Genomic DNA, 13,573 nt, shown 5'->3' with positions numbered 1-13,573 from the left:
GCGCGCACCGGTCGAATTCGGCTGTGAGCCTGCTGTGCGCCCCACCACCGAGGGGCGGAACAAGGAGGCTCCCCGTTGTGTCAGCCCTGCTCGTGACGGCCGCACCCACCGACCGCCGTGCCCCCGCGGGATCGGTCAGGCTCGGGCCCGTGACCCCCGAGGCCTACCGCGCGTTCCTCGACTCCCGTTTCGGCGCGGACGGGCCGAGCTTCCTCCAACTCCCCTCCTGGGCAAGGGTGAAGGACGGCTGGAGCCACCAACTCATCGGTTGGGGAAGGGAAGGGGCCGATCTGGCGGGCGTCGCACTCGTCCTGCTCCGCCCCTTCCCCGGCACCCGGAAGTACTTCGCCTACCTGCCCGAAGGTCCCGTCGCCGACTGGGCCGACCCCGACCTGGACGGCTGGCTCTCTCCGCTCCTCGGCCACCTGCGCGCCTGCGGCGCCTTCGCGGTCCGCATCGGCCCGGGGCCGGCCCACCGGCACTGGAGCGCCGCCACGGTGAAGGCCGCCACCGGGCCCGGCCGCCGGCTCTCCGACGTCCTGGCCGACGAGGTCGACCCGCTGGGCACCGCCGTCGCCGAACGGCTGCGGGCCCGCGGCTGGCGCCGCTGCGGCGGCGACTCCGAGGACGGCGCCGACGCCCAACCCCGGCACGTCTTCCAGGTCCCGCTCGCCGGTCGCGACACCGACGACCTGTGGTCCGGCCTCAACCAGGAATGGCGGCGCAACGTCCGCAAGGCGCGGAAGTCCGGCGTCGAGGTCGTCGTCGGCTCCGCAGCCGACCTTCCGGAGTTCTACCGGCTGCTCCGCATCACCGAGGAACGCGACGGCTTCCGGCTCGGCCGCTCCCTCGCGTACTACGAGCGCCAGTACGCCGTCCTCAACGCCGAGCACCCGGGCCGCATGAAGCTCTACCTCGCCCGCCACGAGGGCGAGGTCCTCGCCGCGCACACCATGGTCACCGTGGGGGGTCGGGTCTGGTACCAGACCGGGGCCTCCGCCGACCACCGCCGGGAGGTGCGGCCCTCCAACGCCCTCCAGTGGCGCATGCTGCTCGACGCCCACGCCCTCGGCGCCGCCGTCTACGACCTGCGCGGGATACCCTCCACCCTTGATCCGAACGACCGTGCCCACGGCCTCCTCCGCTGGAAGCTCGGCACCGGCGGCCGGGTCGTCGAAACGCTGGGGGAGTGGGAGATACCGATGCACGGCACGACCAACCATGCGCTCTACCGCGCCTTCCACGCCTATCTGGCCCGTCGATGACGACCACGCTCACCGAACGCCCCCGGCCGAAGGCCGCGTCAGCCCTCCGCAGCGGTGCCGTCATGGCCGCCGGGTCGCTGGTCTCACGCGCCACCGGCTTCCTCCGCGCCTCCGTCGTCGCCGCCGCGCTCGGCGCGGGCCTGGTCGCCGACGGCTACGCGGTCGGCAACTCCGTCCCCACCATCGTCTACATGCTGCTGCTCGGCGGCGCCCTCAACGCAGTCTTCGTCCCCGAACTGGTCAAGGCCGCCAAGGAGCACGAGGACGGCGGCGTCGCCTACACCGACCGGCTCCTCACCCTCTGCGCGCTCGCCCTCGCCGCGCTCACGGCCGTCGCGGTGCTGGCGGCCCCGCTCATCGTCGACACGTACACCGACTACGTCGGCGGCCAGCGGGACCTGACCATCGCCTTCGCCCGCGCCTGCCTCCCGCAGATCCTCTTCCTCGGCCTCTTCACCCTCCTCGGACAAGTCCTCAACGCCCGCGGTCGGTTCGGCGCGATGATGTGGGCCCCGGTGCTCAACAACGTGGTCGTCGTCGCCGTCTTCGGCCTGTTCCTGGTCGTGGGGGGCGGCGGCGAACCCACCCCCGGCGAGACGGCGCTGCTCGGCTGGGGCACCACCGCCGGCATCGTGCTCCAGGCCCTCGCCCTCCTGCCCGCGCTGCGTGCCGCCGGCTTCCGCTGGCGGCCCCGGTTCGACTGGCGCGGCAGCGGCCTCGCCACCCCGCTGCGCTCGGCCGGCTGGCTGGTGCTGCTCGTCCTCACCAACCAGGGCGCGTACTGGGTGACCACCTGGCTCGCCACCTCCGCGGGCACGACGGTCAGCGGCGGGGGCATCACCGCCTACAACAACGCCTATCTGCTGTGGACCGTCCCGCACGGCATCATCACGGTCTCCCTCGTCACCGCGCTGCTGCCCCGGATGAGCGCCACCGCCGCCGACGGCGACCTGACGGGCGTCCGGCGGGACGTCTCCTACGCCCTGCGGACCAGCTCCGCGGCCGTCGTCCCCGCCGCCTGTGCGCTCCTCGCGCTCGCCCCGCCGCTGATGACGCTGGTCTTCCGGCACGGGGCGACCACCAGCGACGACATCCGCGCGATGTCCTGGACCCTGATGGCCTTCGCCCCCGGCCTGATCGCCCTCTCCGGCCAGTACGTGTGCACCCGCGCCTTCTACGCCCTGCGCGACACCCGCACCCCCTTCCTCCTCAACCTGGTCATCGCCGCCCTCAACGCAGGGCTCTCCCTGACCGCGTACCACGTCCTCCCGATCCGCTGGGCGGTCACCGGCATGGCGGCGGCCTACTCCCTCGCGCTCTGGGCGGGGTGGGCGGTCACGGCACACGCGCTGCGGCGCCGGCTGCGGGGCGGCCCGGAGACGACGCCGGAACGGCCACGGGACGGGGCCGGCAGCGCTGCGGCCCTCGGACGGCTCCTGGTCGCGGCGGTGCCGGCGGCCGGCTACGGCCTGTTCGTCGTCGACGCGACGGAGGCGGCGGGCCCGCTCGTCACCGGCCCCGCCGGAGCCCTCACGATCCTCGCGGTCTTCGCCCTGCTCGCCCGCCCCCTGCGCCTGGCCGAGGTGGAAACCCTCCTCGCCTCCACGGCGAGCCGGCTGCGCATCCCGGTGCGCCGCACCTGACGACGCCTCCGCACTCCCGTCCGGCGGGGGCCTTCCGAGCCGCCCCGCCGCTCAAGGCCCCGATGCGACCGGTGACCTCCCCGACCGGGGACGAAAACGACCTTGGGATACTCCACACATGCCCCGTCTGCTCCTCATCGAAGACGACCCCTCCGTCCGCGAGGGCGTCGAACTCGGCCTCCGACGGCGCGGCCACGAGGTCCGGACCGCACCCACCGGCGAGGCGGGGCTCGCCGCGCTCGGAGCGTTCCGGCCCGACCTGCTCCTGCTCGACCTCATGCTGCCCGGCATGAACGGCGTCCAGGTCTGCCGGCAGGTCCGGGAGACCAGCCAGCTGCCGATCATCATGTTGACCGCCCGGGGCGATGACTTCGACGTCGTCGTCGGGCTGGAGGCCGGCGCCGACGACTACATCGTGAAGCCCGCCCGCACCGAGGTCATCGAAGCCCGGATACGGGCCGTGCTGCGCCGCATCGAAGACGTCGGGACCGGCCGTCCCGCCGTCGAGTTCCACGGGGAGCTCGCGATCGACCGGGTCGGCCTCACGGTGGCGAAGGCCGGCGAGCGCCTCGCCCTCGCGCCGTCCGAGCTGAAGCTGCTGCTCCACCTCACGGCCGCCCCCGAGCAGGTCTTCAGCCGGCAGCAACTCCTCGAACACGTCTGGGAGCACAGCTACCACGGGGACGCCCGACTGGTCGACGCCTGCGTCCGCCGGCTGCGGAACAAGATCGAGGACGCTTCGGGCGCCCCCCGCTACATCCAGACCCTGCGGGGCTTCGGCTACCGCTTCGGCCCGCTGTGAAGGCCTGCGTGAGCCCGGAACCGACCACCCGGGCGGAGGCGGAGCCCGGGACGCCACCGGGCCGGGAACGCCTCGCGGCCCCGGACGCCCCGCGGGGCCGTCGCCGGGCCCGCGGCCCCCGGCTGCGCCCCTTCGGCCTGCGGACCCGGCTCGTCCTCGCCTTCCTGCTCGTCGCCGCCGTCGGCTGCGGCACCACCGCCGCGCTGACCTACCGCGCCGCCCGCAACGCGATCCTGGAACAGACCCAGGACACCGCCGTCTCCGCCTTCCGGGGCCAGGTCGACGCGCTCTCCATCGACCTTCCGGTCGTCCCCGACTCCCTCCGGAGCAACCTCCTCGCCATCGCCCGCCAGGGCAAGCCGCGCCCCTGGCGGGTCTACGCGGAGTACGGCTCCGTCCGCATCTCCTCCACCGACCGCCCCACGTCCACCGTCATCACCCCCGAACTGCGCGCCCGCGCGCAGGCGGGTTCGACCCGTCCGCACGGCAGCTTCCAGCGCGTCGTGAAGGGCGGCACCCCGTACCTGACGATCGCCGTCCCCGCCGTCTTCCGGACGCACGCGACCCGAGGCACGGCCCAACCCACCGGACTCGTGCTGTACGCCGTGATGGAGCTCGACGAGGAGGAGGCGAACATCGAGGCCATGGTCAGCGCCGCCCGGGACGGAGCCCTCCCGGCCCTGGCCATCGCCCTGATCCCCGCCCTCGTCGCCTCGCGCGGAGTGCTCCGCCCGGTACGGGAACTGCGGCGCGCCGCCCAGAGCATGGGGCGCGGTCGGCTCGACACCCGGATCCACGCGAAGGGCAGTGACGAACTCGCCGATCTGGCACGCACGTTCAACGAGACCGCCGCCCAGCTGGAACGTTCCGTGGCGGAGCTCCGCAGCGCCGAGGCCCGCGCCCGCCGCTTCGCCTCCGACGTCTCGCACGAACTGCGCACTCCGCTGGCCGGAATGCTCGCGGTCACCGAGCTCCTGGACGAGGACGCCGATTCCCTCGACAGCGACACCGCCCGCGCCGTGCGGCTGATCAGCGCCGAGACCGGCAAACTCGCCGTGCTCGTCGAGGACCTGATGGAGATCTCCCGCTTCGACGCCCGTGCCGCCGAACTCCACCTCGACGAGGTCGACGCCGCCGACTGCGTCCGCAAGACCCTCCAGCACCGGCACTGGACGGACCCGGAGCAGGTCCTCCCGCACCTCACCGAGGGCGTCCGGGCCCGCCTCGACCCGCGTCGCTTCGACGTCGTCGTCGCCAACCTCGTCGGCAACGCCCTCCGACACGGCGCGGCACCGGTCACGGTCCTGCAGTACGTGGAAGGGAACGAGCTGGTGACGGAGGTCGCCGACCGGGGGCCGGGCATCCCGCCGGACGTCCTCCCGCACGTCTTCGACCGCTTCTACAAGGCGGACCTGGCCAGGACCCGTTCGGTGGGCAGCGGCCTCGGCCTCGCGATCACCCTGGAGAACGTACGGTTGCACGGCGGCACCATGAGGGCCGCCAACCAACCGACGGGCGGCGCCGTCTTCACCGTGCGGACGCCGCTGTGAGGCGCCGGACGGTCGCGGCCGCCCTGCTCGGTGCGGTGACGCTCGCCGCCTGCGGCATCCAGGAGACCGACGTCGTCGAGGCGGGCGGCGCCGCGACCGTCATCGTCGCCCCGCCGCCCGAGTTCCGGATGGTGCTCTACTTCCTCGGACCGGACGGACGGCTGGTTCCGGTGATCCGCGACCTCCAGCGGCCGTTTCCCGAGGAGACCCTGCCGCCCGGCGTCATCCGGACGCGACCGGAGCCGGGGGAGACCGGCGGCGTGGGCCCGACCGAGACCTCCCCGGCCCGGGGGACCAGCACGGTCGCCACCGACAAGGTGCTTGCCGTGCTGCTCGCCGGCCCCAGCGAGGCCGATGCCTCGGCGGGCCTGACCACGGGGATCCCGGGGTTCGACGCCCCGCCGCGCGTCGAGCAGCTCAAGGGGCAGCCGACCACGGGGGGTCGCCGGGTCGTCCGGCTCCGTTCCCCGTTCCCCGTCCGGGACCTCTCCGAGGCCGCCGTCCAGCAACTGGTCTGCACGGCCGTCTACGCCGAGGACCGGGGCGGCGAGGTCGACGTGATCGTCACGGGGATCGACGGCACGCTACCGGAGACCGACTGCGCGATCTGACCGGATCGGTTCAGCGCGCGCGCAGCTCCGCCAGGACCGCGTCCGTGAACGGCGGCCAGGCCTCGATCGCCCAGGGGCCGAAGGGCCGGTCGGTCAGGGCGACACAGGCGGCACCCACGTCCGGATCGATCCACAGGAAGGTGCCGGCCTGCCCGAAGTGGCCGAAGGTCCGCGGCGAGGACGTCGCGCCCGTCCAGTGCGGGGACTTGCCGTCCCGGATCTCGAAGCCGAGCCCCCAGTCGTTCGGCCTCTGGTGCCCGTAGCCCGGCAGGATGCCGGTCAGACCGGGGTGGGTGACGGTCATCGCGTCCAGCACGGTCCGCGCGTCGAGCAGCCGCGGCGCCTGTACCTCGGCGGCGAACCGCACCAGGTCGTCCACGGTCGACACGCCGTCCTTCGCGGGCGAGCCCTCCAAGGTCGTCGAGGACATTCCCAAGGGCTCCAGGACCGCCTGGTGCAGATAGTCGGCGAAGGGGATGTCGGTCGCCTTGGCGACGTGGTCGCCGAGCGCTTCGAAGCCGGTGTTCGAGTAGATCCGCCGGGTGCCCGGTGCGGCCACCACCCGGTTCTCGTCGAAGGCGAGCCCCGAGGTGTGCGCGAGGAGGTGCCGCACGGTCGCCCCCTCGGGGCCGGCCGGCTCGTCGAGGTCGATCGCCCCCTCCTCGTACGCGACGAGGACGGCGTACGCCGCGAGCGGCTTGGTGACCGAGGCCAGGGGGAAGCGCTGCCCGGTGGGGCCGTGGGAGCCGGCCGGGGTGCCGTCCGCGCGGACGACGGCGGCTGCCGCGGTGGGGACGGGCCAGTTCTCGATCGACGCCAGGCTCGGCACGCTGCTCTGCATGCTGCCGAGCCTACTTGCTTCGAGTGCACTCCAAGGTCCTAGCGTGGGGCCCATGAGCGTGACCGCGAGCACGACCACGAGCGCACCGGGCACCAACCGGGCCCCCTACACCATCAGCGAGGTGGCCGCCCTGACCGGCCTCTCGGCGCACACCCTGCGCTGGTACGAGCGGATCGGCCTGATGCCCCACGTCGACCGTTCGCACACGGGGCAGCGTCGGTTCACCGACCGCGACCTGAGCTGGCTCGACTTCGTCGGCAAGCTCCGGCTGACCGGGATGCCGGTCGCCGACATGGTCAGGTACGCCGAGCTGGTGCGCGAGGGCGACCACACCAGGGACGAACGGCGGGAGCTCCTGGAAGCCACCCGACGGGACGCCCTCATCCGGATCACCGAGCTCCAGGACGCGCTCGCCGTGCTCGACGTCAAGATCAACCACTACGGGACCGCATGCGGAGGAACCCCTTCATGACCAGCACGACCAGGATCGACACCGTCCGCCTCGGCCAGGACGGCCCCCGGGTCGGCATCCAGGGCTTCGGCGCCATGGGCATCAGCGAGTTCTACGGGGAAACCGACGAGACCGCCGCCCGCGACACCCTCGACGCGGCCCTGGAGGTCGGCGTCACCCTGATCGACACCGCGGACGTCTACGGCCACGGCGCCAACGAGGAGTTCCTCGCCCCCTTCCTCGCCGCCCACCGCGACGAGGTCACCCTCGCCACCAAGTTCGGCGTGGAGCGCCGCGTCGACGACCCCGCCCACCGGGGGATCCGCAACGACCCCGCGTACGTCAAGAAGGCCGCCGAGGACAGCCTGCGCCGCCTCGGCGTCGAGACCATCGACCTCTACTACATGCACCGCCGTGACCCGGAGGTCCCGTTGGCCGACTCCGTCGGCGCGATGGCCGAACTCGTCCGCGAGGGCAAGGTCCGCCACCTGGGGCTGAGCGAGGTCACCGGGCCCGAACTGCGCGAGGCCCACGCCGTGCACCCGATCGCCGCCCTCCAGTCGGAGTGGTCCCTCTTCTCGCGGGACGTGGAACGCAGCGCCGTCGGCGCCGCCGCCGAGCTCGGCGTGACCTTCGTGCCGTACTCGCCGCTCGGCCGGGGCTTTCTGACCGGCGCCTTCGTGAACGCCACCAAGGAGCTGTCGAGCGGGGACTACCGCTTGCACCAACCCCGCTTCACCGGCGAGAACGCCGAGCGGAACGCCGCCCTCCTTGACCCGGTCCGAAAGATCGCCGCCGCCCACGGAGCGACCCCGGCCCAGATCGCCCTCGCCTGGGTGCAGCAGCGCGCCGCCGTGCACGGCCTGACGGTCGTCCCCATTCCCGGCACCCGCAGGCGCGCCCGCCTGCAGGAGAACGCCGCCGCCACCCGCATCACCCTCACCGAAGCCGAACTCGCCGCACTGGAGCCGGTCGCCGGACGGGTCTCCGGCGACCGCTACCCCGACATGGGCGCCACATCGGTGGGCCGGGAGCGGTGAGCGCCCGCTCACCCCAGCCCCAGGGCGAAGACCGCGAAGCCGGCCGCCAGCAGCCCCGCCAGGGCTCGGCGGGCCGGCCCGGTCTCCGCCCAGGGCGACTCGAAGGCGCGCGCGTACCGGCCGATCAGGAGGAGGGCACCGGCGAAGACCGGTAGCCAGGCCAGCCGGGCCAGGATCCAGCCGACCGAGTCCGGCGCGCCGACCAGCCCCGCGACCTCGCCGGTGTACGAGGCGGGGACCGCGGCGGCGAGCATCGCCGTCTGGTGCCAGCACAGCACCGTCATCGCGGACAGGTTGACCACCACGACCGGAGCCCAGAGCGCGGGCCGTGCCAGCAGCCGGCCCAGGCGCTCCCGGAGCAGGACCGCCGCACCGCTCTGGGCCGCGGCGAGGGCGAGGACGAGCAGGGACGGCGGGTGCGAATTGGTGCGGGCCTCGCCGGGCACGCCGACCATCGACGCCGGGTAGCCGAAGACGAGCAGCAGGGCCGCGAAGAGCGCGGCGCCGCCGACCAGCAGCCCCCACGCATGGCGACGGCCGATCCGGCCCCCGCCCCAGGACGCGCCCAGTTGATAGGCGAAGAGCCAGCCCGGCAGGACGTTCACGAGGCCCAGCCAGCCCGGCACGGAGTCGGCGTACGGCCCGTACCGGAGGAAGTCCACGACGGCGACCGAACCGAGCAGCGGTGCCGCGGCCCAGCACCCCAGCCGGTGGGCCGCCCGCGCGCACAGCGGGGTGAGCGCGGTGGCCACCGCGTACACCCCGACGAACCAGAGCGGCTGGACCACCAGGGTGGACGCCGTCCGCAGCGTGTCCACCGGCGCCCCGAGACCGTGGTGGAGGACGGGCAGCAGCACCGCCCAGACGGCGCAGACCCCGAGCACGGGGCGGCCCAGCCGGGCGAGCCGGCCGCCCAGCCAGGCGCGGGTGGAGCCCGCTCGGCGCCGGTACGACAGGACCGAGGCGTAGCCACCGACCAGGAAGAAGATCCCCAGGGTCTGGAGGACCCAACTCACCGGGGCGAGAGCGGCGAAGGCGTTCAGCGGGCTCGCGTTGTGCAGGGCCCCGTCGGCGGAGAGCGTGAAACCGCCGAGCAGCCAGTGCCCGGTCGGCACCGCCAGGAGCGCCAGGGCCCGGAGCCCGTCGACCGCCCGGTCGCGATGGGCCGGAGTGGCCGATTCGATCCTCGTGAGGAGCCCGCTCACCGGACGTCCCCCTCGGCGATCCGGGCGAAGGCGCGGAGCGAGGAGGTGCCGGGCGCGAAGTAGCCGCCGTGGCCGCGGGCGTCACCGGCCGGGACCACCCGTGCCCCGAACGCCGGATCGGTGGGGTCGGTGCCGTGCCCGAGCCCCGCGAACTCGACGTTCGGCACCCGGTCGATCCAGTCGGTGGGTGCCTTGGCCGCCCAGACCCGTGCGGAGGTGTCGAGCGCCGGGGCGTTCTCGGCGCGCATCCCGGGCGAGCCGAAGACCACCAGGTCCTTGGCCTTCAGCCGGTGGGCGGCGAGGCCGCAGACCACGGAGCCGTAGCTGTGGCAGAAGACGGACGGCTCCGCGGCCCCGACCGCGGCCAGACCGTCCGCGAACCGGGCCAACCGGTCCGCCCCGACCCCGGCGAGCCGATCGGTGGCCGCGTCCAAGCCGACTCCCACGGGGGTCGTGTACCCCGCCCAGGCGACCACTGCCGTCCGGCCGCCGGTCGCCCGGCGCAGGGCCACCGCCATGTCCGCGAGCGGCTGCACGCGGTTCGCGTCGACGTCGGACCCGGGCACCAGCACGGCCACGTGCTCGGCCCGCGCCAGGTCCCCGTACACCAGGACCACCTGTCCCCGGCCGCGCGGGTCGTGGGCGAGGACCCGCGCTCCACCGAACTCCCCGTGCACCGAACGGGCATTGGCCGCGTACCGCAGGTCGAGGGGAGCTCCGTCGAGGTTCCCGACGACCGTCGGGTGGGTGGCCGCCAGTTCCCGCCGGCGTACGGGACTCAGCCCGGCGAAGAAGCGCGCGACCCCGGCCGGGTCCATCCGCTCCGGGTCCGGTAGGCCCGCGGCCCGCCACGCCTCCGTCCCGACCGGCGCCCCGGTCACGGCCTCCTGGCCGGTCCCGGACGCCCAGCCCGCCGTACCTGCGACCACTCCGGCCATCACGGCGGTGGTGATCAGGGTCCTCGACATGCGGCCCATCGGTCCGCCCTCCCTCGCTCTCGTCGTCGGCGAGAAGAAGGTAGGAAGGGGGTGGGCGGGGACACGTCACACCGGGGAGCCAACTCCCCCCTGGTACCGCAGTAGGGGGTGGAGGAACGGTCACCCCCCTGCGAGGGGTGGGGGTTTCCCCCGGAGCGCCGGTCGGACCGGTCGACGGAGCGCCGCCGGCTCCTGCCGCGGAAGGCCCTGGCCGGACCCTGCCGGGGCCCCGCCCGAGGACGCCTCCCGGGGGAGGCGTCCGCCCGGTGCCTCCCGCCGGGTCAGCGGCTCCCGCCCGGGGTCACCAGGCCCGACTCGTACGCGAAGACCACCGCCTGCGCCCGGTCGCGGAGGTCCAACTTCGCGAGCACCCGCCCGATGTGGGTCTTCACGGTCTGTTCCGCGAGGACCAGGTCCTCCGCGATCTCCTGGTTGGACAGGCCCCGCGCGATCAGTTCGAGGACCTCCGTCTCGCGCGGGGTGAGCCCGTTCAGTCGCAGTGCCGTGGCGTCCCGGCGCGGTGCCGGCCGTGCGGCGGCGAAGTCGGCGATGAGCCGCCGGGTGACGGAGGGGGCGAGCAGTGCCTCGCCCGCGGCCACCACCCGTACCGCCGCGATGAGGTCGGCCGGTGGCGCGTCCTTCAACAGGAAGCCGGAGGCACCTGCGCGCAGCGCCTCGTACACGTAGTCGTCCACGTCGAAGGTGGTCAGCATCAGGACCTTCGGCCGGTGCGCGGCGGCGACCGGGGGGTGCAGGATCTCCCGGGCCGCCGCGAGCCCGTCCAACTCCGGCATCCGCACGTCCATCAGGACCACGTCCGGGAGGGCCGACCGCGCCACCTCCACGCCCTGCCGTCCGTCCGCCGCCTCGCCGACCACGTCGACGTCGGGCTGCGCGGCGAGCAGCGCGGCGAAACCGGCCCGCACCATGGCCTGGTCGTCGACGATGATCACGCGAATGGTCACGCGGTGTCCTCCGTGCGCAGGGGAAGCCGGGCCGCGACCCGGAAGCCGCCGTCCGGCAGCGGCCCGGTGTCGAGCGAGCCGCCGGTCAACCGTACGCGTTCCCGCATGCCGACGAGTCCGTGGCCCGTGCCGTGGGCACCCCGCTCCACGGCGGAACCCTCCTCCAGCGAAGGGCCGTTGACGACGAGGACCGTCAGCCACCCCCCGTCCGCGCGGATCGACACCCGGGTCGACGCCCCCGGCGCGTGGCGCACCACGTTGGCGAGGGCCTCCTGCACGATCCGGTACGCCGACAGGTCCACGGCCTGCGGCACGTCACCGAGGTCGGCGGCGAGCCGCAACTCGGCCGGCACCCCCGCCCGCACGGTCGCCTCGACGAGTTGCTGGACCCGGTCGAGCCCCGGCTGGGGGGCCCGTTCCCCCTCCCCGCCGTCGCTGCGCAGCACGGACAACAGCCGACGCATCTCGGCCAACGACTCGCGTGCGCTCGTCGCGATCGACCCGAACTCCTCCCGCGCCGCGTCCGGGAGGTCGGGGATGCGGTACGGGGCCGAGTCCGCCTGCACGGTGATCACCGACATGTGATGGGCGACGACGTCGTGCAGTTCGCGCGCGATCCTGGCCCGTTCCTCCAGGAGCGTGCGGCGGGCCCGCTCCGCCTCGCTGATCGTCTCCTGCTCCGCGAGCCGCCGCTGTGCGTCCCCCCGGGCGCGGACCCCCGAAACGAGCAGCAGCAGCACCCCGCTCAGGACCAGCAGCAGGGCGTGGATGCTGGTCTGACCGGCGGGCCGGAAGACCTCCAGCACGTATCCGGCGGTGCCGGTGGCCAGCCACACGCCGAACAATGCCCGGCGGGACTCGCGGAGCCCCAGCGCGACCATGAGCGCGCAGTAGCCGACGAGCAGCGGCGGGGGCCAGGGCCAGTACTCCGCGCGGGGCCCGTCCGAGCCGAGCAGGACGAGCGCGCCGAACACGTCGGCGGTGAAGACGATCCACCAGGCCTGGAGCGGGCGGGTGACGGCCAGCAGCAGCGGCGCGGTCTGGGCGGTGCCGAGGGCTCCGGCGAGGGCGCCGCTGACGCCGTAGTCCTGGACGAGGAGCACGATCGTGGAGGGGAGGAGCGAGGCGGTCAAGGCCAGGGCGACCAGGTACGGCAAGAGCCGTGCCCACCGCGGGGACGCGCCGGCGAGGAGCGGCTCCCCCGGCGCGGTCGGGGTGGTGAGCGCCAGCCCCGTGTCCTGGAACAGCGCGCGCACCCGGTCGACCGACCGGGGGAGTTCGGACCGGCGGGATCCGGACCGGCGGGTGTCGGTCGGCGGAGGGGCGGGCGGCTCGGGCCGCGGTGCGATAGCCATGATCCGCTCAGGGTAGGCAGCGCCGTCCGGCGCCGGCGTCATACCGGGGACCGGGGTCGGATCTGCTACCCGGGTATGACGAGCAGCCCTGCCGGACAGGGCGAGGCCCCGTGTCCGGCCGGGGCGAGGGGTCCCGGCCCGTGCCCGTGGCGAGGCACTCCCGGGGGCCGGTCCGGCGCCGCCCTCACAGCTCCGCCAGGAGCTCCGCCTTCTTCGCGGAGAACTCCGCATCCGTCACCAGGCCCGCCTGGTGCAACTCGCCCAGGTGCCGAATCCTTTCAGCCACGGCTCCGGGGTCCCGGTGCGCCGTGCTCCCGGCCGCCACGGGCGCGGCGGCCGGCACGGGAACCCGGTCCTTGGCCCGGATCGCACCGAGCACCGCCGCCGCGAAGGGCAGCGACTCGTGCACCGGTCCGTAGCGGCCGAAGACGAGGGACGCCGGGTCCTGGTCCGGCTGGATCTCCCGGGACCCGCCCCCCCGGGGCACCAGCCGCAGATGGCCGTCGAGGCCGTCCGGCGAGCGCCACTCGACCCCACAGAGGTCCTGGACCGAGAAGACCTGGTCGCCGGCCTTCCACTTCTCCGAGGAAGCCCCCGTCGAGGACCAGCGGAACGCGACCTCCGAAGCCCCGTCGAAACTCGCCTTCCCGTCGTACGCCTTGAAGGACAACGGTCCCGGCGGCGGTTCCACCAGGAAGCGCTCGACGGGCGCGAAGTCCTCGCTGCCGTTCGGCGCGGACCCCTCGTGGCCCTCGTACCCGTGGCCGCCGGGGCCCCCCCCGGCCCCCCGCGGGGCCGGGGGGCGGCACCCCCGCCCCGCCCCGGGGTGGCCCGGCCCCGCCCCCCGCGCCCCCCGCCCCACCCCGCG

The 13,573-nt window shown here is 74.4% G+C and carries 13 protein-coding genes; 7 read left to right on the top strand and 6 right to left on the bottom strand.

The window, feature by feature from the left end; all coding sequences use genetic code 11:
• The first annotated feature begins 77 nt into the window (after positions 1 to 77).
• The 5 genes from ACFW22_RS14485 to ACFW22_RS14465 all read left to right on the top strand — a co-directional run bounded on the left by ACFW22_RS14485 (position 78) and on the right by ACFW22_RS14465 (position 5,871).
• Complete coding sequence (locus ACFW22_RS14485) at positions 78 to 1,265, top strand: lipid II:glycine glycyltransferase FemX (protein WP_386403146.1); 1,188 nt, start codon at positions 78 to 80, stop codon at positions 1,263 to 1,265.
• A complete protein-coding gene (murJ, locus tag ACFW22_RS14480; protein WP_386403143.1) occupies positions 1,262 to 2,908 on the top strand; it encodes a murein biosynthesis integral membrane protein MurJ in 1,647 nt (548 codons plus the stop codon). The genes ACFW22_RS14485 and murJ overlap by 4 nt, the downstream gene beginning before the upstream one ends.
• Positions 2,909 to 3,026: 118 nt before the next feature.
• Positions 3,027 to 3,710, top strand: a complete 684-nt coding sequence (locus tag ACFW22_RS14475; protein WP_386403140.1) for a response regulator — start codon at positions 3,027 to 3,029, stop codon at positions 3,708 to 3,710.
• 8 nt (positions 3,711 to 3,718) lie between these two features.
• Positions 3,719 to 5,260, top strand: a complete 1,542-nt coding sequence (locus ACFW22_RS14470; RefSeq protein WP_386403137.1) for an ATP-binding protein — start codon at positions 3,719 to 3,721, stop codon at positions 5,258 to 5,260.
• Positions 5,257 to 5,871 (top strand): hypothetical protein, encoded by a 615-nt coding sequence (locus tag ACFW22_RS14465; protein WP_386403134.1) that lies wholly within the window; start codon positions 5,257 to 5,259, stop codon positions 5,869 to 5,871. The genes ACFW22_RS14470 and ACFW22_RS14465 overlap by 4 nt, the downstream gene beginning before the upstream one ends.
• A gap of 10 nt (positions 5,872 to 5,881) precedes the next feature.
• On the opposite strand, the gene ACFW22_RS14460 is transcribed toward ACFW22_RS14465, so the two are convergent.
• A complete protein-coding gene (locus ACFW22_RS14460; RefSeq protein WP_386403131.1) occupies positions 5,882 to 6,712 on the bottom strand; it encodes a serine hydrolase domain-containing protein in 831 nt (276 codons plus the stop codon).
• A 52-nt stretch (positions 6,713 to 6,764) separates the two neighbouring features.
• Between ACFW22_RS14460 and ACFW22_RS14455 the strand changes: the two genes are divergently transcribed.
• Positions 6,765 to 7,184, top strand: a complete 420-nt coding sequence (locus tag ACFW22_RS14455) for a MerR family transcriptional regulator (RefSeq protein ID WP_386403128.1) — start codon at positions 6,765 to 6,767, stop codon at positions 7,182 to 7,184.
• Positions 7,181 to 8,203 (top strand): aldo/keto reductase, encoded by a 1,023-nt coding sequence (locus ACFW22_RS14450; protein ID WP_386403125.1) that lies wholly within the window; start codon positions 7,181 to 7,183, stop codon positions 8,201 to 8,203. Before ACFW22_RS14455 ends, ACFW22_RS14450 begins: the two co-directional genes overlap by 4 nt.
• 8 nt (positions 8,204 to 8,211) lie before the next feature.
• Here the strand turns inward: ACFW22_RS14450 and ACFW22_RS14445 are convergent, their stop codons facing one another.
• From ACFW22_RS14445 to ACFW22_RS14425, 5 genes are all read right to left on the bottom strand, one after another.
• A complete protein-coding gene (locus ACFW22_RS14445) occupies positions 8,212 to 9,408 on the bottom strand; it encodes an acyltransferase (protein ID WP_386403122.1) in 1,197 nt (398 codons plus the stop codon).
• Positions 9,405 to 10,385, bottom strand: coding sequence for an alpha/beta hydrolase (locus ACFW22_RS14440; protein ID WP_386403119.1), 981 nt, complete (start codon positions 10,383 to 10,385; stop codon positions 9,405 to 9,407). Before ACFW22_RS14440 ends, ACFW22_RS14445 begins: the two co-directional genes overlap by 4 nt.
• Positions 10,386 to 10,666: 281 nt before the next feature.
• Entirely contained in the window at positions 10,667 to 11,350 is a 684-nt protein-coding gene (locus tag ACFW22_RS14435; protein ID WP_386403116.1) for a response regulator, read from the bottom strand.
• On the bottom strand, positions 11,347 to 12,705 hold the full coding sequence (locus tag ACFW22_RS14430; protein ID WP_386403113.1) for a sensor histidine kinase: 1,359 nt from the start codon (positions 12,703 to 12,705) through the stop codon (positions 11,347 to 11,349). The genes ACFW22_RS14435 and ACFW22_RS14430 overlap by 4 nt, the downstream gene beginning before the upstream one ends.
• Positions 12,706 to 12,889: 184 nt before the next feature.
• The coding region (locus tag ACFW22_RS14425; protein ID WP_386403110.1) for a DUF4429 domain-containing protein at positions 12,890 to 13,573 on the bottom strand (684 nt) is incomplete at its 5' end.

Source organism: Streptomyces sp. NPDC058872 (genome assembly GCF_042743065.1).
In the GTDB taxonomy this organism is placed as follows: Bacteria; Actinomycetota; Actinomycetes; order Streptomycetales; family Streptomycetaceae; genus Streptomyces.
The sequence above is the reverse complement of the archived record's forward strand: the minus strand, read 5'-3'. Positions and strand labels throughout refer to the sequence as shown.